The organism is Spirosoma sp., from assembly GCF_026391055.1.
GTDB lineage: Bacteria > Bacteroidota > Bacteroidia > Cytophagales > Spirosomataceae > Spirosoma.
In genome coordinates this window covers 70,315-95,896 of record NZ_JAPLET010000024.1, presented here as the reverse complement: position 1 = coordinate 95,896, position 25,582 = coordinate 70,315, and the positions used below count along the sequence as shown (strand labels likewise).

At 50.0% G+C, this 25,582-nt stretch carries 20 protein-coding genes; 11 read left to right on the top strand and 9 right to left on the bottom strand.

The features are described 5' to 3' along the window. Positions 1–35: 35 nt before the first annotated feature. The 4 genes from NT073_RS20790 to NT073_RS20775 all read left to right on the top strand — a co-directional run bounded on the left by NT073_RS20790 (position 36) and on the right by NT073_RS20775 (position 7,099). Positions 36–2,000: a penicillin-binding transpeptidase domain-containing protein gene (locus NT073_RS20790; protein WP_297377282.1), complete on the top strand. Its 1,965-nt coding sequence runs from the start codon at positions 36–38 to the stop codon at positions 1,998–2,000. A 101-nt stretch (positions 2,001–2,101) separates the two neighbouring features. Continuing rightward, entirely contained in the window at positions 2,102–3,382 is a 1,281-nt protein-coding gene (rodA, locus tag NT073_RS20785; RefSeq protein WP_297377280.1) for a rod shape-determining protein RodA, read from the top strand. 142 nt (positions 3,383–3,524) lie between these two features. Then, positions 3,525–6,344 carry a substrate-binding domain-containing protein gene (locus tag NT073_RS20780; protein WP_297377278.1) on the top strand — a complete coding sequence of 940 codons (2,820 nt, stop codon included), beginning with the start codon at positions 3,525–3,527 and terminating at the stop codon, positions 6,342–6,344. Positions 6,345–6,517: 173 nt separating this feature from the next. After that, on the top strand, positions 6,518–7,099 hold the full coding sequence (locus NT073_RS20775; protein ID WP_297377276.1) for a hypothetical protein: 582 nt from the start codon (positions 6,518–6,520) through the stop codon (positions 7,097–7,099). A gap of 565 nt (positions 7,100–7,664) precedes the next feature. Here NT073_RS20775 and NT073_RS20770 read toward each other — a convergent pair. From NT073_RS20770 to NT073_RS20735, 8 genes are read right to left on the bottom strand one after another with little or no spacing between them, the layout of a single operon-like run. Next, positions 7,665–8,273, bottom strand: a complete 609-nt coding sequence (locus tag NT073_RS20770; protein WP_297377273.1) for a 4'-phosphopantetheinyl transferase superfamily protein — start codon at positions 8,271–8,273, stop codon at positions 7,665–7,667. Then, a complete protein-coding gene (locus NT073_RS20765) occupies positions 8,270–8,530 on the bottom strand; it encodes an acyl carrier protein (RefSeq protein ID WP_297377271.1) in 261 nt (86 codons plus the stop codon). Before NT073_RS20765 ends, NT073_RS20770 begins: the two co-directional genes overlap by 4 nt. 8 nt (positions 8,531–8,538) lie before the next feature. Next, positions 8,539–9,810: a beta-ketoacyl-[acyl-carrier-protein] synthase family protein gene (locus tag NT073_RS20760; protein ID WP_297377269.1), complete on the bottom strand. Its 1,272-nt coding sequence runs from the start codon at positions 9,808–9,810 to the stop codon at positions 8,539–8,541. Beyond that, positions 9,803–10,249, bottom strand: a complete 447-nt coding sequence (locus NT073_RS20755; protein WP_297377268.1) for a hydroxymyristoyl-ACP dehydratase — start codon at positions 10,247–10,249, stop codon at positions 9,803–9,805. The genes NT073_RS20760 and NT073_RS20755 overlap by 8 nt, the downstream gene beginning before the upstream one ends. Before the next feature lie 10 nt (positions 10,250–10,259). Then, a complete protein-coding gene (locus NT073_RS20750) occupies positions 10,260–11,057 on the bottom strand; it encodes an SDR family oxidoreductase (protein WP_297377266.1) in 798 nt (265 codons plus the stop codon). Next, positions 11,051–12,103, bottom strand: coding sequence for a type III polyketide synthase (locus NT073_RS20745; RefSeq protein WP_297377264.1), 1,053 nt, complete (start codon positions 12,101–12,103; stop codon positions 11,051–11,053). The genes NT073_RS20750 and NT073_RS20745 overlap by 7 nt, the downstream gene beginning before the upstream one ends. Then, the gene (locus NT073_RS20740; protein WP_297377262.1) at positions 12,100–12,813 is read right to left on the bottom strand and encodes a methyltransferase domain-containing protein; all 714 of its coding nucleotides are present in this window, start codon (positions 12,811–12,813) and stop codon (positions 12,100–12,102) included. The genes NT073_RS20745 and NT073_RS20740 overlap by 4 nt, the downstream gene beginning before the upstream one ends. Before the next feature lie 45 nt (positions 12,814–12,858). Continuing rightward, positions 12,859–14,001 carry an NAD(P)/FAD-dependent oxidoreductase gene (locus NT073_RS20735; protein ID WP_297377261.1) on the bottom strand — a complete coding sequence of 381 codons (1,143 nt, stop codon included), beginning with the start codon at positions 13,999–14,001 and terminating at the stop codon, positions 12,859–12,861. Between the two features lie 288 nt (positions 14,002–14,289). Here NT073_RS20735 and NT073_RS20730 point away from each other — a divergent pair, with 288 nt between their 5' ends. The 3 genes from NT073_RS20730 to NT073_RS20720 all read left to right on the top strand — a co-directional run bounded on the left by NT073_RS20730 (position 14,290) and on the right by NT073_RS20720 (position 18,260). Then, a complete protein-coding gene (locus NT073_RS20730; RefSeq protein ID WP_297377259.1) occupies positions 14,290–15,615 on the top strand; it encodes a sugar porter family MFS transporter in 1,326 nt (441 codons plus the stop codon). Between the two features lie 11 nt (positions 15,616–15,626). Beyond that, positions 15,627–16,520, top strand: a complete 894-nt coding sequence (locus tag NT073_RS20725) for a carbohydrate kinase (RefSeq protein WP_297377257.1) — start codon at positions 15,627–15,629, stop codon at positions 16,518–16,520. A 219-nt stretch (positions 16,521–16,739) separates the two neighbouring features. Next, positions 16,740–18,260, top strand: coding sequence for a glycoside hydrolase family 32 protein (locus NT073_RS20720; RefSeq protein ID WP_297377255.1), 1,521 nt, complete (start codon positions 16,740–16,742; stop codon positions 18,258–18,260). Positions 18,261–18,366: 106 nt separating this feature from the next. Here the strand turns inward: NT073_RS20720 and NT073_RS20715 are convergent, their stop codons facing one another. Continuing rightward, positions 18,367–18,681, bottom strand: a complete 315-nt coding sequence (locus NT073_RS20715) for a hypothetical protein (RefSeq protein WP_297377253.1) — start codon at positions 18,679–18,681, stop codon at positions 18,367–18,369. 301 nt (positions 18,682–18,982) lie between these two features. On the opposite strand from NT073_RS20715, the gene NT073_RS20710 reads away from it, so the two are divergent. From NT073_RS20710 to NT073_RS20695, 4 genes are all read left to right on the top strand, one after another. Next, positions 18,983–20,020, top strand: coding sequence for an aldo/keto reductase (locus NT073_RS20710; protein ID WP_297377251.1), 1,038 nt, complete (start codon positions 18,983–18,985; stop codon positions 20,018–20,020). Positions 20,021–20,095: 75 nt separating this feature from the next. Further along, a complete protein-coding gene (locus tag NT073_RS20705; protein ID WP_297377249.1) occupies positions 20,096–20,452 on the top strand; it encodes a VOC family protein in 357 nt (118 codons plus the stop codon). Between the two features lie 136 nt (positions 20,453–20,588). Beyond that, complete coding sequence (locus tag NT073_RS20700; RefSeq protein ID WP_297377247.1) at positions 20,589–20,975, top strand: hypothetical protein; 387 nt, start codon at positions 20,589–20,591, stop codon at positions 20,973–20,975. 179 nt (positions 20,976–21,154) lie between these two features. Next, positions 21,155–25,558 carry a CusA/CzcA family heavy metal efflux RND transporter gene (locus NT073_RS20695; protein ID WP_297377245.1) on the top strand — a complete coding sequence of 1,468 codons (4,404 nt, stop codon included), beginning with the start codon at positions 21,155–21,157 and terminating at the stop codon, positions 25,556–25,558. Positions 25,559–25,582: the final 24 nt, after the last annotated feature.

Here is a 25,582-nt window from a genome sequence, read left to right as displayed (position 1 = left end):
AGAGTACATAGCTTGATTGAAAGGAAAATATTCTCATGTTAGAGAATCGAAAGTGGGTCATCATTGGTATTTTTTGCCTGGTTGGATTAACGTATCTGACCCGATTGTTTTATCTACAGGTGCTGGACGACACCTATTCGCTGGGAGCGTCGAAGAACTCCATCAAGCGAGTGGTCGAAATACCCTATCGCGGGCAGATTTACGACCGAAACAACCAGCTTATCGTTTATAATACCCCTGTTTACGATCTATACGTGACGCCAAAGCAGGTTCGGATTCCTGATACATCGGCCTTCTGCCGGATGATGAACATCAGCGTTTCGGACTTTGACAGCATCATGGGGCTGGCGAGTAACTACTCGCGCGTAAAACCCTCCCTTTTTCTGCGACAGCTTTCCAAAGAGGATTTTGCCCGAATACAGGATGCCCTGGTCGATTATCGGGGCTTCGAGCCGGTCATAAGTTCCATGCGTACGTATCCGGCACATACCTTGTCGAACGCACTGGGCTATGTCAGTGAAATCAGTAAAAAGCAGCTTGACAGCCAGGATATTCTCTATTACCGACAGGGAGATTACATTGGCCATAATGGACTGGAGGAACAGTACGAAGAGCAGTTGCGGGGTAGGCGGGGCGTTAAGTTTATGATGCAGAATGTGCATGGCGTGAACAAAGGCTCCTGGAAGAATGGAGCCTATGATACGCTGGCCGTTGCCGGACAAAATCTGATCACCGGTATCGATGTAGACGTGCAGAAGTACGCCGATAGCCTGATGCAGAACAAAGTAGGCGCGGTGTTGGCCGTTGAACCCGCAACCGGCGAAATTCTGGTGTCGGTTTCTGCGCCAACTTATGATCCCAATCTGTTATCGAGTCGTTTCTTTTCGAAGAACTACCGGGCATTACTCCGAAACCCTTACAAGCCCCTTATCAACCGACCGGTGATGTCGAGCTATCGTCCCGGTTCAACATTCAAGTTAATTCAGGCGTTAATTGCTCAGCAGCAGGGGTCTCTTCTCCCAACTACCGTTTATGGGCATGCGGGTTCGCCCATGCGTTGTCACTGCCGGGGTGGAAACAACCTGCGTGGGGCCGTTCAGAACTCATGCAACCCGTATTTCTATTTTGTATTCCGCAAGTTTCTCTATTTCAACGGAGAGCATAACACCTTTAAGGCGTCGGCTATTGGTCTCAAACAATGGCATGACATGGCAGAGAAATTCGGGATTGGTAGTAAGCTTGGCGTCGATCTGCCATCGGAAAAGAAAGGAAATCTGCCAACGCCGGAGTATTACGATAAAGCATACGGTGGAACATTGCGCTGGAAGTTTTCAAATGTTTACTCGCTCAGCATTGGCGAAGGGGAATTGTTGATCAGCCCGTTGAAGCTGGTCAATTTGGCGGCAACCATCGCCAATCGGGGTTGGTTTATTACTCCGCATTACATCAAAGGCTTCGGTAAATCAGGCGCTGGTCTCCCTGCCGAATACCTCGAACGGCACGAAACCGGTATTGATTACAAGTATTACCTGCCTGTCATTGACGGTATGCGGGGAGCCGTGGCACATGGTACCGTAACGCCCCTGGCAAACATCGCGGGCATCGATCTGTGTGGTAAGACGGGTACATCGCAGAACAATAAATTCGGGCATAAATTCGACCACTCCATCTTCATCGGGTTTGCGCCCATGAACAACCCTAAAATTGCGGTAGCGGTTTTTGTGGAGAATGCCGGCTGGGGCGGTAAGGCGGCCGCTTCGGTGGCCGCTCTGGTGGCCGAACGCTACCTGAAGCGGAAGACAGAAGCTAAAAAACTCGAGGAGCAGGTTTTGGCTTCTAACTATATGCCACCCATTAGTGGACTGCCCGGCTATAAAAAGCCGGTACCCGTATCGCCCAGGAAGGATACCGCCCAGCATAAACCAGCACCGGCGCCTAAACCCCTGATGACCGACACAAAAGCGAAGCCGGTCGTAGCTGCTTTTATACGCGGAAACTAAGAAAATGTATGCTATAGGATGGATGGTGTATGCCGGTTCGGTATTATTCTGCATCCTGTATCATACATTATACATATTACATCTTATAGCTTAACATTGCTTTGGCCCGTAACAACGACCCATTTTCACAAAACATTGACTGGCTCACGCTCCTGCTCTATTTCGGCTGCGTAGCAATGGGCTGGCTCAATGTCTATGCCGCCGTTTATAGTCCCGAAGATCATACCAGCCTGTTCGATATGTCGACCAATGCCGGGAAGCAGATGATGTGGATTGGCACCACAGTAATTCTGATTATTTGTATTCTGGTTGTCAATCACACGTTTTTCGACACCTTTGCCTTTGTCTTTTATGGCTTCATGATTCTGGTGTTAATTCTGGTTTTATTTGCCGGAACGAACATCAACGGGTCGAGATCGTGGTTTAAGTTTGGCTCGGTCTCCATTCAGCCGGCCGAATTCGCAAAGGTCGCCACAGCACTAGCGCTGGCCAAATACCTGGATGTGCCCGGAACTAACCTGACCAAGCAAAAGGACCTGATGTACATCGGAGGCATTATTGTCCTTCCCTGTCTGTTAATTCTAGCTTCCAACGAAACCGGGTCTACCCTTGTTTTTGCGTCGTTTACAATTATGCTGTATCGGGAGGGGCTGCCAAGCTGGATTCCGGCAGTGGGTATAACGGCGGCTGCGCTGTTTGTGCTGGCACTAATTTTTCCCAAGCTGTATATTTTTATTGGTATCGGTGCCCTGCTGGGGCTGGTTATTCTGCTAATGCCTCGTTACAACCGCACAGTGGCCAATTTACTGGCAATTGGTCTGGTAGGGATTGTGATGATTGGCTATGTGACCGGGGTCGATTTCTTCGTCAATAACGTTCTGCAAAAACACCAGCGCAATCGGATAAAAGTACTTGTCGACCCCAAAATCGATCCGCTTGGCGTAGGCTGGAACGTAACGCAGGCTAAAATTGCTATCGGTTCCGGCCGACTTCAGGGCAAGGGTTTCCTGGAAGGCACACAAACTAAGTTTGACTTCGTGCCCGAACAAAGCACCGATTTTATCTTTTGCACGATCGGCGAAGAGCACGGCTTTATTGGCGGTCTGGTCGTTATTGCCTTATTCATCGGGTTGGTATCACGGATCGTTATTCTGGCCGAAAAACAGCGAACAAAATTTGCCAGGGTGTATGGCTATTGTGTCGCCGGGATCATATTCTTTCACGTCATGGTAAATATCGGCATGACGATTGGCTTGATGCCCGTGATCGGCATTCCCCTTCCATTTTTCAGTTACGGAGGCTCTTCGCTCTGGTCGTTTTCTATTCTGTTATTTATTTTTCTAAAGCTCGACTCCCGCAGAACGGCACTAACGAGACGGTAATTGGTGGATGATTATTGGTTAGTCAAATAACCAATGGCTTATTCTGGGTGATCGTGGCCCGCCAATGGCTGTTTGCGGTAAGCCTTTGCCGCCAATTCTTTATACATTATCTTTGAGCAGTGCCAAAATCTGTCTCTCTTTCATGAGTTACATCCTTCGTGGCTTTGTAGCTGTCCATATGTTGCGATCAATCAAATCGCGGTTGAGTAACGGAACCTGCGGCTTTCTGCTTTCGGTGCTGCTGCTGCTGCTGGCTGGCTGTCAGTCGGCAATAAAGAGCAAAACATACCGGATTGGCTTCTCGCAATGCACAGGGGGCGACGAATGGCGAAAAACGATGCTGCACGATATGAAACGGGAGTTGACGTTTCATCCCAATTATACCCTCCTCTACGAAGATGCCGAAAACAGCACGGCCCGCCAAATTAGTCAGATTCAAACGCTGGTCGATCAGGGAATTGACCTGCTGATTATTTCTCCCAACGAAACGGCTCCGTTTACCAAAGTTATCGAAGCTGTTTTCCGGAAGGGTATTCCTGTCATTCTGCTCGACCGTAAAATCGAAACGGAGTTCTACAACGCTTATATCGGTGGCGATAACGTCGAAATTGGCCGGTTAGCGGGCGTTTTCATTGGCAATCATCTGAAGGGGAAAGGACGGATTGTCGAAATTTGGGGGTTGCCCAGCTCATCGCCCGCTCAGGAACGGCACCGGGGACTTCTGGAGGAGTTAAGGAAGTACCCCGGTATTCAGGTGCTTAAAGAACTGAATGGACAGTGGGAGCGCGACACTGTAGGCCGGGTAGTGGCTGCGGAATTGAACACCCTGAAGGATGTCGATCTGGTATTTGCCCATAACGATGTGATGGCCCTTGGCGCGTATGCCGTCTGTAAGCAGAAGGGTATTGAAAAAAAACTCGATTTTGTTGGAATCGACGCCTTGCCGGGTCCTAACGCGGGCATGCAGGCGGTTACGGATGGTATTCTGAAAGCCAGCTTTTTGTACCCGACGGGTGGAGAGGAAGCCATTGAGACAGCTACGCGGATTCTGGCCGGGAAATCGGTGAAACGGGAGCAGATACTCAATTCCATTCAGATAGATGGGTCGAATATTCGGGCATTGAAGACACAGAGTGACAAACTACTAGCGCAACAGGCCGATATCGAAAAGCAAAGCCAGCGCATCGACGCATTAACGCAAACCTACGCGTCCCAGAAAAATACTTTATACATCACGCTGGCCAGTCTGTTCGTCGTGATGCTGCTGGGAGCCTGGGCTTTGTATCTTTTCCGGTCGAAGCAAACAGCTTACCGGACGCTTGAAAGACAAAATGAAGAAATACGGGAACAGAAAGATAAAATAGAAGCTGTGTCGCAGCAGGCACGGCTGGCAACGGAAGAAAAACTTCGGTTTTATTCCTACATATCTCATGAATTCAATACCCCCTTAAGCTTGATTCTGACGCCGACGGAGGATCTGCTGACCAAGAAGACCGTCAGTTCCCATGACCTGAAAAGTAACCTGGCACTCATCCAGAAAAACGCCTATCGGCTGCTGCGGCTGATCGATCAGATGCTTGACCTGCGCAAAACAGATGCCGGTAAACAACGCCTTCGCACGGTTGAACAGGACTTGGTTGCCTTTATTCAGGACATTGTTCAGGATTTCAAACGCAAGGCGGAAAAACAGCGGATCGACCTTCAATTTATGCCGTCGAAATCCAGTTTGCTGGTCTGGTTCGACAACGAGAAGCTGGATAAAGTGATTGTGAACCTGCTCTCCAACGCATTCAAATACACACCGAAAGGGGGCCTGATTCATATTCGGCTCGACGTGCGCGATAATCAGGTATGGATTCAGGTAGAAGATAATGGCGAGGGTATGACGCCCGATGAACAGGCGCACGCCTTCGACTTGTTCTTCAGCGGTACCCGACCGTTCAATCTCTCGAAAGGATTGGGGCTGGCGTTGTCGATGGAATTTATCCAATTGCATCAGGGTGAAGTCAGTGTGAAGTCCGAAAAGGATAAAGGCACAACGTTTACCATTCTGCTGCCCCTGGGCAGGGACCATCTGGCCGAAGAGGAAATGGATCAGTCGGGGTCTCGAAATACACTCAGGGAGGGAGCGTTCGTTTCTCCGCGCCTGCTGGTTGATGTGGAAGAGGAAGAGAGTACGATCCCTACGGATTTCACACAAAAACGGTCGGGTACCCTGCTGGTCGTTGAGGACAATGACGACATACGGACGTTTCTGACTACTCGATTGGGTCATGAGTTCGAGATTATTGCCGAGAGTACCGGCGAAAAAGGCTGGGAACGCGCCATTGACGTGATTCCCGATCTGATCATCAGCGATATCATGTTGCCGGGCATGGATGGAATGCAGCTGACCCAGCGCGTAAAAGCCGATCTGCGTACGTCACACATTCCGGTGGTACTGCTAACGGCCAAAGGGCAGATGGAGCAACGCATTGAAGGCACCCGCGCCGGAGCCGACGCTTACATCACCAAGCCGTTCAACACTACGTACCTACTCGAAGTGCTGCGTACCACGCTCGCCAATCGGGAGAAGTGGCAACGCCGGTACGCGTCCGACTTCCTGTCGCAGGCAGGGGCGGGTAATCGGCAGGATAAGAAATTCCTGAACGAGTTAACCGGGCTAATCGAGCAAAACCTAACTGATCCTGACTTTGGCGTCGAAAAGCTGAGCCGCGATATGGGCTTGTCACGGGTGCAGCTTTACCGAAAGGTGCAGGCGCTGCTGGATATGAATGTAATTGATTACGTGGCCGAGATACGTCTGAAAAAAGCTCGGCGTCTCCTGACTGAAAGTACCAAAACAATGGCCGAAATTGCCTACGAAACCGGCTTTAGCTCACCGGCATATTTTACCACCTTTTTTAAGCAGCACACGCAAAAAACCCCTTCGGAATACCGAAAATCACCGGCAAGTGCATGAGGATTAGCCTGGCAATAATGGAGTTTTAGATTGGGTGAGTAAGTAAGTTATTATGCCAGTAATAAATGGCTGGTAGAAAAGACGCAATGGAGTTATAATAACGAATTTTTATGTGAGATTACCGATAGGTTAACATAACATTTAATTATACAATGGTGCTAAATGTAAACTATATGACTTTGACCAAATGGATACCTAGCTTATTTTTGGTTTGCATGGGTTGTGCAAAGCCGTTTACATTAACCGCTTCACTAAACAACTCACCTTGGTTTGGCACAGGAGATATTACCGAAATTCACACGCCAGAAAATCAAACCTGCTCAATTGATCGATTTAGCCTAACAATTCGAACCGATCTTCCTTTTGATCAAGCAGCTCGGAAATCCATTCAAAAAGTAACAGGCTGCATTGATAAATGCACGCCTACTCAATGGTTAGGTATCTATCAAATACCCTTGACAAGAGGTACATACGACTTGGCTCTACCTGATACTTGCTTACCGACTAAGGTTGCGAAGTCATCTCAATCGTTCACCGTAGGCAGGGCTTCCTTACAATTGATGAATCCCGAAACGGGAAGCTCACAAATGACCTACCAATTTTCAGATAAGGATAAGGGGCATATAAAAATAACTAAATTGGATCGAGCCACGGGACAAATAAGGGGTAGATTTGAGCTAACATTAAGTGGCACAAACGGTCAAACTGCTCACTTCACAAGAGGGAAGTTTAGGGGTAAAATAATGCACCAATAGAGTGCTAGGTTTTCATATCGGCACTTATACAACAAATGGAAATGGTAAGACTCTTCTATATTTTAGTATTTATATTGCTGTTGTTATCTTTTCCAATAGTTTGGATAAATATTTATCCTCATATACCATTTCTCAGGTTTTCGAATGAAGTATTAAATATCACTCTGCTAGTGTTTGCACTATTTTTGTCTGGTCCACTACTAATTTTATATAGTTTACTTGTTCACCTGTTTGTTAGTATAAAATGGAGCAAGTTGCTTTCATATATATCACTATTTATCGGTTTGCCTTGGGTTTTATATTTGGTGTATTTTCGTATCTCTAACCCACACATGATCTAATTGCTATTTAGCTTTTTACAATTCCGACACAGGCATTATCCTAAAATAATTTCTTTACATAATTCCTAGTTATGCAACGTGTCCAGAAAAAGTACAAACTTGCTCTACTACGGGTAGTTGTACTATTTTCCGATACGTTGTCCTTATGCTATCCGTTTTTTATAGATACCAGTTTTACTAATTACGTGGGTCATTCCAAAACACCACAAGCAGGGGATGAATTTTTATAGGACGGCATTCGGTAAACCAGCGGCTGACTCAATAGCAAACGCCCCATACAATCCATGATGGCTTATTGAGAGTGATGCCGGAACAGAATTGCCAACCGTTAATAGGGGGGCTCCGATACTGTCTTTCGAAATAAGAATCTCCCGTTCCGGGGTATCGAACAACCGGGCGCAGTGCTGCCTGATCTGCTTCCGAATCTGATACGTGTGAAAATCGGTCGTCTCAAAGGGAACGATGACCTGCGTGTAGCTAGGCATCGCATTGGCCGAAAACGCTACGGTGCTGATATGCCGGGGCGTACTAACTGACTTTGTTTGATGAGTTCCGTGGTAAAACACGAAGCCTTCCGCAGCTCCAACCGTCGATGTTGTAAGATGACAAACAATTTTCGAAGGAGCAAAAGCGCGGTTGTATGTGCGCCGAACAGCTCGTTTATAGGCGCTTTCTTTCATGCTCCATAGCAGCCAGACCATCTGGTCGGGGTCGATGGCTGCCTCTATCAGCTGTTGCTCGTGGGGAGTAAAGATTTTGTCGAGATAGCCCCTTCGGCGCCAGTTGCTGTCGCGTTTTGCCTGGGCTAAATCGACAATATCGTTCCCAATCATGCTTTTTCGGCCAGCTTCCGAGTGATAACATCCATGGATGAACCTACCGTTAGCATCCGCTCCATGGCTTCGTTATCAATCACGATGTCGAATTCTTCCTCAACATCCAGCGCAATATCGACCAGATTGGCTGAGTTGATTTTAAGATCGTTGATGAAATCGGTGCTTTCGGTAACGTGCTCGAATGCCTGTTCGTCCTGAACGTATGGTTTTACAATTTTTTTTAGCGTGGTAATTAACTCGTCTTTAGTTTGCATACGGCTGTTTACTGATAAAACGTCTTTAAAATAACACAAGCATTCACATCGCCGAACCCGAAGTTGGCCTTCGCAAGTACGGTACTATTTTGTTTAATTACCCGCTGTGGGATTCGTTCTGGCGCGATCAGGGCCGAAATTTCTGGATGAAGGTCTTCGCAGTTGATGGATGGGTAAACGAATCCGTTGTGTAACTCCAGCACGGACGCCACACACTCGATACTCCCGGCGGCACTCAAGCAATGCCCCACCATCGACTTCAGTGAGTTGATGTATGGAAAATCTGCGCCCCGCCGACCAAGGGCCTCGCACCAGGCGGTCACTTCGGCGGAATCTTTTATGGTGGCCGTCAAATGCCCATCAATAATGTCAATGTCGTCGGGCTGAATACCTGCAAGTTTAATGGCTTGCTGAATACAGCGTTTCACGGCATGAGCGTTGGGAGCCGTCATGGACCCACCGCCCCGCTGCCCGCCCGAATTTTGATGCCCGCCCAGCATCTCGGCGTAAATGGTGGCCTTCCGCTCCAGCGCCGACTCCAGCGACTCCAGCACCAACGCACCGGCCCCGCTGCCCGGTACAAATCCGCTTGCTGTGGCGCTCAAAGGCCTCGACGCCCGTTCGGGGTCGTTGTTGAACTGATAAGGCATCACGCGCATAGCATCGAAACCACCCCAGATGTAGGGGCCGTGGTCACTGCAACTACCCGCCAGCACCCGTTTCGCCTGTCCGTTGGCAATACGTTCATATCCCAGCAACAGGGCTTCCGTACCCGTGGCACAAGCCGATGAGTTGGCCGAAAGCTGATTACCACAGCCAATTATACCACCGAGAAAGGCACTTACACCACTGGTCATCGTCTGGATAACAACCGTACTGCCTAACCGCCTGACCTGACCCTCATCGACTTTATAAATAGATTCCCTGAACTTATCAACGCCCAGCATGCCCGTTCCAAAAACGATACCACTGTCCCAGTCCGGCTCATCGGTGGCAACGGGTAATCCAGCGTTTTGCCAGGCTTCCATGCCAGCGATTACGCCATAGACGATACCGCTACTGTTGAGTTGACGGAGTTGCAACTCGCTGAAATACTGGTTTTTGATTGAGTCCGTAACGGGCGGGATGCCGCCAATCTGACACGAGAATTTCAATTCGGCCAGATCTGGCTGAAACACAATACCGCTTCGACCGGCCTGAATAGCTTCCAGGAACGACGGGATGCCTACCGCATTGGGTGCTGTAACACCCAGACCCGTAATGACAACTCTGTTACGCATAGGTAGTGGGTTTCATCATGCCCGAAATACTGCCCCGGCAAACCAGTTCGTGCCGGCTGTTCAGCATTTCAACGTTACAGGATAACTTATGAAATCGAAAATACTCTTTCGTTGAACGCACGGTTACCGTTTCTCCGGGGAAAACCGGCTTATAGAAGTCGATTTGCGTGCGGGTCATGGCAATGGCCAGATCGTCGGTCAGGGCATCGGTCAGCAGAAAAATACCCAGGCAGACAACCCCAATCTGGGCCATCACTTCCGTCAGAATAACCCCCGGCGTTACGGGCGTCTGTTTGAAATGGCCGGTATAGAAAAACGAATCTACCGGAAACGTGTAGCGGCCTTCGACCCCATTCTCATCGACATGGTTCAGCGTGTCGACAAACAGAAATGGGTGGCTGTAGGGGAGCTTTTCGAGTATGGATGTAAATGTCTGCAAGCTTGTCCGATTATTGAAGATGTTCGCCACCATTGACCGGAATGACGGCCCCGTTGATCCAGGCCGCTTCATCTTTGCACAGTAAATAAACCACATTGGCCACATCTTCGGGCATGGTCAGCCGTGAGAATGGATTCCGTTCCAGACTATGCAATCGAAGGGAATCGGCACCCGGAATCAGGCGCAACGAGGCCGTATCCGTAACGCCCGCCATGATGCAGTTGGCCCGTATGCCAAAGGGGGCCATTTCCAGCGCAATACTTCGGGAAATAGCTTCCAGCGCAGCTTTGGCGGCCGAAACAGCGGCATAGTTTCGCCAGGCTTTCTGGCTTCCCTCGCTGGTAAAGCTAAGGACGCGAGCATCGGCGGCAAACAGGCCCGCGTCAAGCAACGCTTTTGTCCAGTCGTACAAACTAATGGCCATGGCGTCGATGGTTAGTTGAAAATCATCGTGCTGAAGTGGGCGCTGGCTGTTGGTAATCATCGGTTTCAAATTGCCTTTGGCAAGGCTATGTACAAGCGTCCGGACTTTGCCCATAGCGCCCAGAGCTTCGGTTAAGTTCAAAATAACTTCCGCCCGTTTTTCCGGATTAGTTGCGTCGACATTATATTGCTTAAGTAAAACGCCTTCGGCTTCCAGTTGAGCAAACTCCCGGTCAACATTGGGAAGATCAACTTTTCGGGTGCGGTGGAGAATGCACAGATTCAGGCCGTGTTTCGCCAGCATTTTAGCCGTGGCTAACCCCAATCCTGAACTCCCGCCCAGAATAACCGCCCAATAATTGCTGCCTTTGAACTCGTTTACCACTGTAACAAAACGCGTTGGGCTGTAAAGCCGGGACCGAAACTTAACATAAGGCCATAGTCACCTTCGTTGAGGGGCTTGTCCATGAATCGTTCCAGTACATACAGTACCGTGGCGCTCGACATGTTGCCATATAGCCGAAGGACTTCTTTTGTATCGTCGATATTTTTGCCCAGCTTCCCGAACAGTTCCTGTACGACCTCCACAATTTTGCGCCCTCCGGGGTGGAAAATCAGGTGCGAAATATCGTCGATGACCAACCCGTTTTTTTTCAGGAAGGGGTGGATGATGGCTGGGAAATGTTCGGCAATGTTGTCCGTAACGGCTTTGTCCAGCACCATTTGCAGGCCGCTGTTTGTAAGGTTGAAGCCCATCATATGGGTGGCGTCGTAAAAATGGTACATCTCTTCCGATACCACTTCCGGGCCTTTGTCGTCCTCGTGCGATGAAAGCAATACGCAGGCTGCCCCATCGCCGAAAATAGCTGCACTAACGATGTTGGCCATCGAGAAATCGTTCAGCTGGAATGTGGCCGTTGGTGATTCTACAGCCAGCAGAGCCGCGCGTTTGCCGGGGTTTGCTTTTAGGAAGTTTTTGGCGTAAATAATACCTGACACTCCCGCTACACAGCCCATTTCCGTGACTGGTAACCGCACCACATCCTGCTTCATCTGCATACTGTTGATCAGGTAGGCGTCCAGCGACGGAATCATGATACCCGTGCAGCTCACTGTAATCAGGTAGTCGATATCAGTGGTTTGCCAGTTGACTTTAGCCAGGGCTTTTGTCAGCACATCTTCACCCAGCTTAATGCATTCCCGGCTGTAAATGGCGTTCTTATCTTCGAACGATGTCATTGAAAATACCTCCGTTGGGCTCATGACGGAGTAACGCCGGTCGACGGCGGCATTTTCAAAGATCTTTTTTACTTTTCGTTGAAAGCGGCTTTCCTGGCCGTCTAGCCAGGTATCCAGAAACGGTAAAATGTCATTCGTATCCCGCCAATTGGCTGGTAAGGATTTTGCAACTGCCGCAATTTTTACACTCATAGGGTTTCAATAATCCATTGGTAGCGAAAAGCCCATCGCCAGTTGATATGATAGCTTTTTAACCGTAATTGTTTCGAGAAAGCCACTAACTCCTGCTTTTTAAATCCACGGAGTATGGAAGTAAGGCCATCCTCGCGTGACAGTTTGTTGAGCCGGAAAACAAAACAAACGAGCTGGAACAGCCGATAAGCCAGTGCCGATCGCTGTAAGTCGTTGATAACAACCCCAAGTTTCGCTTTTTGCGCTAATAAACCCATTAAATACATAATTTCCTGATCGCTAAAATGATGCAGCGTCAGCGTACATAACGCAAGATCATACTCCACTGACGCAAAACTCCCATCGAATATATTTTGCGTGGTATACTGGATTGTCGGGTAAGCCGTTGAACTGGCTTTGGCGTGGTTAACGGTGTAGGCGTTGGCATCAATGCCCGTAACGATAACGTTGAGCCCTTCCTGTTTAGCAAAGTCAACGACAGCCCGGCACATATCGCCATTGCCGCACCCAATATCGACTATCGAGAAAACACGGTCTTTAGGCTGACTTTTAAGGAGTTTCCTGATGCCGTCGATCGTGACCCGGTTGCCGCCCAGCCATTGATTGATAATGGCAATTTTATCCAGGGCATCACGCAGTTCGTCGCCCTCTAACGAGAAATCATCCAGATATTCTTCTTTGGTGGTACGCTGCGTAGTACTTAAAAACATGCGGTTCGCTTTAGGGGTTGGGTTGTAGTACCGAATGTAAACGAATTAGACCAGTAAGGGTTTGCCGTGGGTTTGCTTAATGATAATGGGTAAAATGCCGGGCGTCCGTTGTACGCTTTTCAACAATACACCGGTGATGCCCGGATACGCTAATACCGTTTGGGCAATACGACCGGTAAGCAGTCGGGTTTTAAATTCGGACGACCACTGATGGGTATAGTGCTTTTCCAGCGCCGTTCGATTTGCTAGTTTACCACTAAAATACGCGATGACCAACTCGGACACCAGTTTGGCGCTGTGAATGGCCATAGCCATGCCGTTTCCGCAGAGCGGGTGAATGAGTCCGGCGGTGTCGCCACACATTAATATGTGGTTTTCGACGGGGCTTTTTCGGTCGAATGAAATTTGGCTGATCGTTAACGGCTTCGCAAAAACGGGGGTAGCACGGGCGAAAAAATCGTTCAGAAACGGGTTTTTTGCCAGCACCTGCTGCTGAAAACTCTCAATGTTTCTGAATGCCTTGAAACTGCGGTAATTGGTGAGGTAGCAGGCGTTGACGATTCCATTTTCGACCTGAGATAGTCCGCAGTAGCCGCCATCGAAATTATGCAGGGCCACCAAGTCATTCGGGAAATCGGCCTGATAGTGCGCCTTTACGCCCAGCCAGCCCGACTCCCGGCTGGCAAACGGTCTGTTGAGCCGCTTGTCTAGCTGAGATCGCTTGCCATACGCGCCCAGAACTATTTTAGCCGTGTACGTTTGGTCCGTAGCCGTGGTTACCGTAAAGACATCGTTCGCAAATTGAATATCCGTGACATCGGCTTGCCGAAGGGCTACGCCCACTGATTTAGCTTTACGGGCCAAAAAATGGTCGAGTGTGTACCGGCTCACGCCAAAGCCGCCCAGGGGCAGTTTGCTTTCCACCGTTTTACCGGCAGCCGTGCTGAGCAGGAAGCGGCTAATTCGGGCGGGGGCCAGCTCGTCGATGGAAACGCCCAGGTAATGCAAGTAGGGGAGTACTTCGTTCGAGATGTATTCTCCGCAAACTTTGTGCTGCGGGTAACTATGTTTCTCCAGCAGGAGAACCTGCATACCAGCCCGTGCCAGATGAATTCCAGCTGTTAATCCCGCCAGACCGCCCCCAACGATAACTACATCGGCATTATATGTCATTCGGACTGGCGTCATGGCTGATAAAACGAGCGAGTTAACCATTAGGTTTTAATTTTCAGCGATGAGGGCTGTGTTGGCGAAGTAACTACTTTTTTTACGAATAAGTATATGAATCAAAATCATAATTTAGAGTATCAAAACCCAAATACAGCTTTGTTTGTTATTGGTTAATGCTTTGGTAATCAATTGTTTATTTTCTGGTGTTAATTTGAAAGGATTTGATCAATTACCGAAAGTGACTCGCGGAGCATTCGCCTAAATTTGACAGGAAGCTATTCGTAAACCGTGGGCTTTCCAGTCGGTATGAGTCAAAAACAACGCATCTTTTTCTGGTCGATTACTGCCGCCCTGGGTGGTTTTCTTTTTGGCTTCGATACGGCCGTTATTTCCGGCGTGGAGCAGTCCCTGCAAACGCTATGGCACCTTAACGTGTGGGAGCACGGATTAACGGTTTCTATTGCGCTGATCGGTACCGTAGTGGGCTCTATGCTGGGAGGTATTCCAACGCAGCAACTGGGCCGTAAAAAAACGCTTTTCTGGATTGCGGTTCTGTATTTACTAACGTCCGTTGGTACGGCGATGGCTACTAACTGGCCTGTTTTTCTGGTCTTTCGTTTTCTGGGCGGCCTGGGCGTAGGAGCATCGTCGGTGGCGGCACCTATGTACATTACAGAGATTTCGCCCGCCAAGTCGCGCGGTAAACTGGTGGGGATGTTCCAGTTCAATGTGGTGCTTGGTATCCTGATTGCCTACCTCTCCAACTTTCTTTTACAGGGACTCGGCGACGATTCGTGGCGCTGGATGCTGGGCGTACAGGCACTGCCTTCGCTGATCTTTCTGATTGCCGTTCTCAACATTCCGGAAAGCCCCCGCTGGTTATTACTGGCAAAAGGCCGGGTAGAAGAAGCCCGCGATGTGTTGAACATGATTGACCCGGAAACAGCCGAAGAAACCCTGCTGGCGCTACAGGCTAATGCAGAGCATCAGAATAAGAATGCCCGGTTGTTTTCCGGTCAGTACAAGACCCCCGTTATGCTGGCCGTTTTGTTTGCCGTGTTCAACCAGGTGTCGGGTATCAATGCCATCATCTACTATGCTCCCCGGATTTTTGAAATGACGGGCCTGGGTAAAAGTTCGGCCCTCTTGTCATCGGCAGGCATCGGTTTGGTGAACCTGATTTTCACGATGATCTCCATGAACCTTATTGACCGTTTCGGCCGACGAACGCTGATGAAGATCGGGTCGGTAGGGCTGATTGTTACCCTGGCTTTGGTAGCGCGGGCGTTCTACGTCGAAGAGTTCAGTGGTATGACGGTGCCGCTGCTGCTGTTCGGCTACATTGCGTTCTTCGGTTTCTCGCAGGGGGCGGTCATCTGGGTATTCATTTCTGAAATATTCCCCAACGAAGTCCGTTCGGGTGGTCAGGCACTGGGCAGTTTTACTCACTGGTTCATGGCTGCCATCATCACCTTCTCGTTCCCCTATCTGGCTGAACATTTTGGCGGTGGAAACACTTTTCTGTTCTTTACCATCATGATGGTGCTCCAACTCCTGTTTGTGGTGCGGCTCATGCCCGAAACAAAGGGTACCAGTCTTGAAAAAATTGAAAAAACATTCGTTGTTCATTAATCCTACTCATCATGAATCCAACAATAACCTGTTTCGGCGAAATTCTTTGGGATGTGTTACCCACCAGTAAACAGCCCGGCGGAGCGCCCATGAACGTGGCCGCCGACCTGCGAAACTTCGGAGTTGATTCTCAACTGATCAGTCGCGTTGGAAGCGATGAGCTGGGTAGCGAACTGCTGGACTTTCTGCGGCAGAAAGGGCTCCCGCTCGACTTGGTACAGGTTGGCCAGTCGCACCTGACGGGTGTAGCCAAAGCGAATATTTCGGACCTCAACGAGGTAACCTACAAGATCGTCCAGCCGGTTGCCTGGGATTATATCCAGCTGGAGCCTAACCTGGTTGAGGCTGTTCGAAACAGTGATTTGTTCGTATACGGAAGCCTGGCCGCCCGTAGCCCGCAAACGTACCAGACACTGCTGGCGTTGCTGGAGGTGGCACCTAGAAAGGCGTTTGATGTTAACCTGCGGGCTCCTCATTACACCCGCGACATTGTGGAAGAGCTGCTGGAGAAAGCCGATATTGTTAAACTCAATGAACACGAACTGGTCGAACTCTCCAGCTGGTACGGCGACGAGAACGACCTGCACCGGGCCATGTATCAACTCCGGGCCCAGTATAAGCTCGAAAAGCTCATTGTCACCTTGGGCGAACATGGAGCCGTGCTGCTGGACAGAGCCGGTATGCACAGCCAGGTTGGGTTTCCGGTCGAAGTAGCCGATACGATCGGTAGCGGAGATGCCTTTCTGGCGGCTTTTCTCTATAAAACGCTGCAGGGAGAAACGCCCCGGAAAACACTCGAATTTGCCTGTGCTACGGGTGCGTATGTGGCCGGTCAGCGGGGAGCCACACCTTCGTTCACGGAGGAAGTCATTAAAAATCAGTACCTGATCTCGACTACGGTTTGACTAGCCATCTGCCGTTGCGTACCCACCCTGGCCCGTCGTGTCAGAAGCTATCTGTTTAAGTAGTATAGAGGCCGGGCAAAATTTGCAAGTAAATTATAGAGGCCACTTCATTGAGACTCTATTCTAGGTTGGTAGTGCAGTTTATTGAGGGGGGCGGCTTTTTTCAGAGTAGACTCCCCTCTATATCTTTCTTACCTTCACTCATCTGATCTATTCCCGATGTACAAAACACTCCTGAACGCTGTCTTCCTGACTTTACTAACCTACTGTTCTTTCGGGCAGGTAACCAAACCCGAAACGTACCGCCCTCAGTACCATTTTTCGCCCAAAGCCCACTGGATGAACGACCCCAATGGGATGGTCTACTGGAAGGGTACCTATCATCTGTTTTTTCAGTATTACCCAAATGGCACCACCTGGGGGCCAATGCACTGGGGACATGCCACCAGCAAAGACATGGTTCGCTGGCAGGAACAGCCCATCGCGTTGTACCCGGATAGCCTGGGCTGGATTTTCTCGGGCAGTGCGGTCGTTGATATCAACAATACCAGTGGTTTCGGTAAGGATGGAAAAACGCCTATGGTAGCGATTTTTACGCACCATAATGATAAGCTGGAGAAGCAGAAATCAGATAAATTTCAGTACCAGAGTCTGGCCTATAGTCTCGATGAAGGCAAAACCTGGACCAAATATGCCGGAAACCCAGTACTGCCAAACCCCGGTATCGTTGATTTTCGTGATCCGAAAGTGCGGTGGAACGAACAGGCTAAGAAGTGGATCATGACCTTGGCTACCAAAGATCGGATTACATTCTACTCCTCGCCAAACCTGAAAAATTGGACAAAAGAAAGTGAGTTCGGCAGCGACCTGGGCGCACACGGGGGCGTTTGGGAGTGCCCGGATTTGTTTCCGTTGGATTACAATGGTAAAAAAGCCTGGGTACTGCTGGTGAGTATCAATCCTGGTGGCCCAAACGGTGGTTCGGCTACCCAGTATTTTGTGGGTGATTTTAACGGGAAAACCTTTACGCCTTCTTCCAGGGCCACAAAATGGATGGATTACGGGACCGATAATTATGCCGGTGTGACCTTCGCCAATACGGGTAACCAGACAATCCTGATGGGCTGGATGAGCAACTGGCAATACGCCAACGTCGTACCTACCGATCCCTGGCGCAGCGCCAACACGGTTCCCCGCACATTGGGCCTGAAAGAAGTAAACCGCGAGCTTTTCCTGACCTCAACCCCCGTTAAGGAACTGGATGGCCTGAAAGGCGAGACGGTTTCGCTAAAGAATCTGACCGTAAAAGAGGAGTATGACCTGACGGCCAAAACAAAAAATGAGACCAGTCTATTCAGACTTGACCTGACTACCCAGCCGACAGCTGATTTCTCGATCGTGCTGGCCAACGAACAGGGGAATGAGCTTGTTGTCGGGTACGACAAAGCGGCCAATGCGTATTACGTGGACCGCAGTCGTTCGGGTAAGGTCGATTTCGAGAAAGGGTTTGGTAAGCGGCATACGGCTCCCCGTTTGTCGACAGATGGTAAGATGTCGCTCAGTTTGCTGGTCGATGTAGCCTCTGTCGAGTTGTTTGCCGATAATGGCCTTACCGTGATGACCGACATATTTTTTCCGGACAAGCCGATGAATAAACTGTCGATCAAGTCGACTACCGGTATTTCGATTTCCAGTCTGACCTACACAAAAATGGTATCTGCCGGGCAGAGTGGACTTTAAATAAAGATAAAACCTATGATAAATGTGGAGTAATACCAGCTTGTGAAAATGGGCCGGTTGTAATGAAAAACGGTATCGAGTCATCTCGATACCGTTTTTGGTTTACCTAGGCTGTAAGTCTGGTTAATTGGTCGGTTTTTAGCTGATAAGTTATTGTTTGATTGGCTAAACGCAGGGCTTGTGCTATCCGGATTATCTGGTCACCGAGTTTACCCTGCTCTTCTATCTGAGCCCGGTTGTATTCGTACTGACGTTGTGGCTCCCAGTAAAAAAGCTCTGTTTTTGCATCGTAGATGCCAATAGGGGCATGTCCTTCCAGCGAAAATAAATGGTCGAGGACTGAGACGGCTTCCGAATTTGTTCGACAGGAAATATGGTAGTACTGCTTTTTAAGCATATAGACTACAGAATACCGGTTCATACAATTTAAGATTAAGTTACGGAGGGTACTTTTATGAAAATCCTGATTCCTATCAACGAGTAAGGGACTAATGTTACCAGTAGTTGAAAGTCAAACAAATTTATATTTTTAATTTAATGTAAACATAAAATTTACATTAAAATTTATAATTAAACTTAATGCTTGTTTGATATCTCCAATTGAGCTTCCAGAGTAGATAGATTTTGGGCGTACTAACCAAAAAAATAGGCCCCTGTTCGCTGATTATCGGCAAACTTCTGGTTGTGGTTTGTGTTCATGGACAAAAGTAGAGACCTGAATTATGGATTATCGGCAGTTAGGCGCATCGGGATTGACTGTTCCGGTGCTGAGTTTTGGCACAGCTACCTTCGGGGGCGGAAACGATTTTTTTAAAGCCTGGGGAAGTACGCAGACCGACGAAGCGGCCCGTCTCGTTAATCTTTGTCTGGATGCCGGGGTCAATCTGTTCGACACGGCGGATGTCTATTCGGACGGGCTATCGGAAGAAATTCTGGGTAAAGCCTTGCAGGGGCTTCGGGACAAGGTTTTGATTTCAACCAAAGCCACCTTTACGTTTGGCGAAGGACCCAACAACCAGGGCTCATCGCGGTTCCACTTGATAAGGCAGTGCGAAAGCAGCCTTAAACGGCTTAAAACCGATTACATTGATATTTACCACATGCACGGTTTTGACGGGGTAACGCCAGTGGAAGAAACCCTGCGAGCCCTCGACGATCTGGTTCAGAGTGGTAAAATACGGTACATCGCCTGTTCAAATTTTTCGGGCTGGCATTTGATGAAGTCGCTGGCCATTTCCGAGAAATATGGCTGGAATCGGTACGTCGGTCATCAGGTATACTATTCGCTGGTGAACCGGGAATATGAGTGGGAACTGATGCCGCTGGGCATCGACCAGAAAGTTGGCGGCATTATCTGGAGTCCGTTGGCGGCTGGCCGACTGGGTGGCAAGTATCGCCGAAATCAGCCTATCCCGCCCGATAGCCGCGTGGCCCAGGGAGGAAGTCCCGTACCGGCCTTTGCCATTTCCGACGAGGTTTTTTACAACATTATCGATGTGCTGGACGAACTGGCCGAAGAAACCGGCAAAACGGTGGCTCAGATTTCGCTCAACTGGCTATTGCAGCGCCCAACTGTATCGACGCTCGTCATCGGCGCACGGAATGAAGAGCAGTTGAAACAGAACCTGGCCGCCGTTGGCTGGAATCTCACCACAGAGCAGGTAAAACGCTTGGACGCAGCCAGCGAGGTGCCAACTATTTACCCATATTGGCATCAGCGGCAAAATTTGACGTTGAACCCCCTGCCAAAATTTTACTAAGAATTGTGTTTTTTTGTAGCCGGAGCAATTTTTCGGCTACAAAAAAACACAATTCTACCTGCCAACCTTCTTTCCATGATACAATTCAAACGCCTGGATCATGTCTTACTCTGCATTCCGGAAGGAGCAACGGCCCGTGCCCGACAGTTTTATGGTCAGGTGTTAGGCCTTGTTGAGATACCGGGTAACCATCCTGCCGGAGCTATCTGGTTTCAGGTTGCCGATATTCAGTTGCACCTTCGGGAGGAGGCTGGCGGCAATTACTCCAAGCGGCACCCGGCATTTGAAGTCGCTAATCTGGACGAATCCCGGGAAGCCCTGAACGCTCAGGGCATTGACATCGAATATTCTTCCGAAATAGACGGTCGGCAACGGTTCTTCTTCCGCGACCCGTTCGACAATCGAATTGAGTTGCTTCAGTTTTTAGCGTAGTACTGTAACGATGGTCCAGCGACGGTCTCGATCGGTACTACGCGAATCCAATGGATTAGTTCTAAATTAGCGGGCTTTGTTTGGCTTTAGCAACTTTCGTATTTACTTGCCGTTAATGGATTGACACGGGTGTCTTATGAAATCAATTGTCGCACTACTTTTGGCTGGTCTGATGTTGGGAAGCAGTTTGCTGCCCGGCTTTGGCATTGACCAGTCGGCCAAGTGGGTCGAGTTGATGCAGCATTACAAACACCACCGGCAAACGGACGCCCAACTGAGTTTTATGGATTTTCTGGGGATGCACTATGGAGCCAATTCGGAGCACCAGAAGCATCCTAACCACAGTCACCACAACCTGCCCACAGTAGGTCATGCTGTGCCCGTTTTTTCCTCGACCGCCGTCCGGCTGCATTTCGCGTCGGTTGTAGGGGCTATTCTTTCCCATAAAGCCGATTTTTTCAGTAAGGCCGACCTCTATTCTTTCCTGGCCGTTTTTTCGCTAATCAACCCGCCCCGAGCGTAGTACCAAGTTGTTGTAAGCCTCATTGTGCCCGTTCAGTGGCATAGTCTACCCCCTTTCGGGGTTTCTCTTTCCTGTCTTTTATTATTTCTATAATCAGTTGGTTTTGGTGGTTGTCAGACCACCTGGCCGTAGTTATCCAGCAGATAGCTACGGCTGTCCGTTGATTCTGCTGCTCTCCCATGTTAAACGCAATCATCCAATTCTCCATTCGCAACAAGCTGATCATTGGTCTGTTCACCTTTGCCTTAGTGCTCTGGGGCGGCTGGTCGGCTACGCAGTTGCCGATTGATGCCGTTCCCGATATTACCAACAATCAGGTGCAGGTTATTACCAGCAGCCCATCGCTGGCAGCCGAAGACATTGAGCGTCTGGTTACCTTCCCCGTTGAAGTAAGCCTGTCGAATATCCCGGATCTGGTCGAAATTCGCTCGTTTTCGCGCTTTGGCCTTTCCATCGTCACCGTTGTATTTACCGATGCAACCGATGTGTACTGGGCCAGACAACAAATTGCCGAGCGGCTCCAGAACGTAGTTGGCCAGATTCCGCCCGGCGTCGGTACGCCCGTAATGGCTCCCGTGACGACGGGGCTGGGTGAAATTTTCCAGTATACCGTCATCCCTAAAAAAGGCTACGAGTCGAAGTATTCGCTGACTGATCTACGTACTATACAGGACTGGACCATCCGGCGTGGGTTATTGGGAACGCCCGGCGTGGCCGATGTCAGCGGGTTTGGGGGGCTGATGAAGCAATATGAAATTGCTGTTGACCCCGACCGGCTTCGGAGTATGGGCATCACCATCACCGAAATTTTCACCGCCCTTCAGCAGAACAACCAGAATACCGGGGGCGCGTATATTGACAAACAACCCAATGCCTTTTTTATTCGCTCGGATGGCCTGATCAATTCGAGGGATGATATTGCCGATATCGTTATTCACCTGAATGACCAGGGATTACCGGTGCGCGTACGGGATGTGGCGCAGGTAAATATGGGTTCGGCCGTGCGGTATGGGGCCTTAACCCGCAATGGAGAGGGGGAATCGGTAGGAGCCATTGTGATGATGATCAAAGGAGAAAATTCATCAGCGGTCATCAAACGGGTAAAAACGAAAATTGCCGAGATTCAGAAAACACTCCCGGAAGGTGTTCAGATCGTGCCATTCCTGGATCGTACAAAAATGGTGAACAGCGCCATTGGTACGGTTGAACGGAACCTGTTGGAAGGAGCCGCTATCGTCATTTTTGTGCTGGTCTTGCTGCTGGGTAATTTCCGTGCGGGCTTTGTGGTGGCATCGGTCATTCCATTGGCCCTGCTGTTTGCCATTGCCATGATGAACCTATTTGGGGTATCGGGTAACCTGATGAGTCTGGGCGCTATTGACTTCGGCCTTATTGTAGATGGGGCCGTCATTATCGTTGAGGCTACGCTCCATCACATCATGTTACGTAACCGGGATAAAACCCTTACGCAAAGCGAAATGGATGAAGAAGTGTTTCTGTCGGCGGCTCGGATCCGTTCATCGGCGGCTTTCGGCGAAATTATTATCCTGATCGTTTATCTGCCCATTCTGGCTCTCTCGGGCATTGAGGGAAAGATGTTCCGGCCAATGGCCCTTACGGTGGCTTTCGCTATTCTGGGCGCATTTATCCTGTCGATCACATACGTTCCCATGATTTCGGCGCTGATGCTGAGCAAGAAAATCGTGCATAAAGAGACGTTGTCGGATCGGCTTATGAAACGCATTTACCGGGTTTATGAACCGCTACTGCTGCGGGCTCTCAAACATCGACTGCTTATCTTGACCGGTGCCGTCTCGCTGCTGGCGGTTACCGTATTTCTGTTTGGCCGGATGGGCGGAGAGTTCATCCCGCAACTGGATGAGGGCGATTTTGCCGTCGATACCCGAACATTAACGGGCAGTTCGCTTTCCGAAACGGTGGATGCCACTCTGAAAGCCGAACGGATTCTGCTCAAACAGTTCCCGGAAGTAGAGCAGGTCGTTGCCAAGATCGGGTCCGGCGAAATTCCGACAGATCCAATGGCCATCGAAGCCGCAGACCAGATGGTGATTTTAAAACCAAAAGACGAATGGACATCGGCCACGACCCGCGATGAATTGGCCACGAAAATGGCTGAAGCGTTGTCCGTTATTCCCGGTGTAACCTTTGGCTTTCAGCAGCCGGTGCAGATGCGATTCAATGAGTTGATGACCGGCGCCCGGCAGGACGTAGCCCTCAAAATCTACGGAGATGACCTGACTCAGCTCGCCAAATTGGCCGATCAGGTAGGCCGGGTCGTTCGGACCATCGGCGGGGCGCAGGATTTGTATGTGGAGCAGGTTGGCGGGCTTTCCCAGATTCTGATCAAGCTCGACCGGGCGCAGATCGCCAAATTTGGCCTGAACGTGTCGGATGTGAACCGGGTGATCAATACCGCCTTTGCCGGTCAGTCGGCGGGGTTGGTTTTTGAAGGAGAGAAACGGTTCGATCTGGTGGTTCGACTGGCCGCCGAGAAGCGGCAGCGCATTGAGGACATTCAGAACATGTACATTTCTGTACCCACGGGGCAAGCGGGTTCGGGTGGGCAGATTCCGTTGAGCCAGGTGGCTTCGGTCACGATGGAGCAGGCCCCTAACCAGATTCAGCGCGATAATACCCACCGACGGATTACACTGGGTTTCAACGTGCGGGGGCGCGATGTGGAAAGTATAGTGGCTGAACTACAGCAAAAAGTAGGACAGCAGATCAAATTTCCGCCCGGCTATTACATAACCTATGGCGGGCAGTTTCAGAATTTGGTCGATGCCAAGAAAAGACTGACGATCGCTGTTCCCTTGGCACTGGGGCTGATTTTTGCCCTTCTCTTTTTTACGTTCAACTCCGTTCGGCAGAGCTTACTGATCTTCATGGCCATCCCAATGGCGGCCATTGGCGGGGTCTTCGCCCTGTTGCTCCGCGACATGCCGTTCAGTATTTCGGCGGGGGTGGGTTTCATTGCGCTGTTCGGGGTATCTGTGCTAAACGGTATTGTGCTGATTGCCGAGTTCAACCGACTCCGTCATGAGGATGGATTGACAGACATGATCGAAATTATCCGGCAGGGAACCGAAGTACGGTTGCGCCCCGTCATCATGACCGCCCTGGTTGCGTCATTCGGCTTTATTCCGATGGCCATTTCTAATTCGGCAGGGGCAGAAGTACAGAAACCACTAGCCACAGTTGTGATTGGGGGACTGCTCACCGCAACGCTGTTAACACTCATTGTATTACCTATACTCTATTCGCTTATGGAAAAGAAAGCTGTTGAAAACGAAGCGGATGCGGCCCGAAAGTCGACTACGGTGGCTACTATAATCCTGCTTACACTCCTGGCTATGGGCAGTAACATACAGGCGCAGGGCACACAAATGCAGGTTGTTACGCTGGAACAGGCCCTTCAGCAGGCTGGAACACGCAACGCACAGGTGCAGATTGCCGGGCTGGGTGTTAGTCAGCAGCAGGCGCTCCGCCGAACGGCCTATGATGCCGGGCGACTGTCGGCCACGGCTATGCTGGGCCAGTACAACAGCCGCCGGTTCGATAACAACCTGAGCGTTACGCAAACGATTCCCAACCCAACGCTTATGCGCCGACTGGCTACGCTGAACGATGAAACCGTCGCTAGTCGGGAGGTCGGCGTGTTGGTAACCCGGAATGATGTTCAGTATCAGGTGAAGTCGGCCTATTATAACCTGGTGTATTTACAGCAGAAAGGTCGGCTGTTCCGGCAGCAGGATACGCTGTTATCTGAATTTGTTCAGGCCGCCAACCTTCGGTTCAAGACGGGTGAGACGGGCAGTCTGGAAAAAGCAACCGCCGAAAGTCAGCTGGCCGACCAGCGCGTACGGCTGGCGCAGAATGAAGCTAATCGGATTGGCGTACGGACGCGCTTGCAAACGCTGCTCTACAGTTTAGCGCCCGTCGATGTGCCCGAACAGGCGTTGACCAAACTACCACTGCTCATTCCCACCGACACAGCTAGTCTGAATCGGAATCCGCTGCTTCGGCAGTTAAGTCAGCAGATCCGCGTAGCCCAGCAAACCCGGTTGGTGGAGCAAGCCCGGCTCAAGCCTGATTTTGTGGTGGGGTTGTTCTCGCAAACGCTGATTGGTAATCAACTGATTGATGGGCAGGAGTTGTACTTCGGATCAGGTTACCGCTTCAATGGCGGGCAGCTCGGCATTTCGGTGCCGCTGCTGGGGCAGGCGCAGAAAGCCCGGATCAATGCTGCCCGTATTGGGGAGCAACTGGCGCAGACGGAGTTGCAGCAGCAGCAGTTTGCTCTGAGTCAGCAGATGACGCAGGCCGTGCGGCAGTTTGAGCAATACCGCGACGCGCTGACCTATTATGAGCAGAATGGATTGGCACAGGCAACCCTCATTCAAACCAATGCCAGACGCGAATTTAGTAGTGGCGATATTGGCTATGTCGAATTTTCGCTGGCGCTCCAGCAGGCCCTGACGATCCGTTCCAATTATGTCGATCTGCTCAACGACTACAATCAATCGGTCCTTTACATCAATTATGTACTGGGCAACCCCTAAACCCACCGTATTTCACAAGATTTA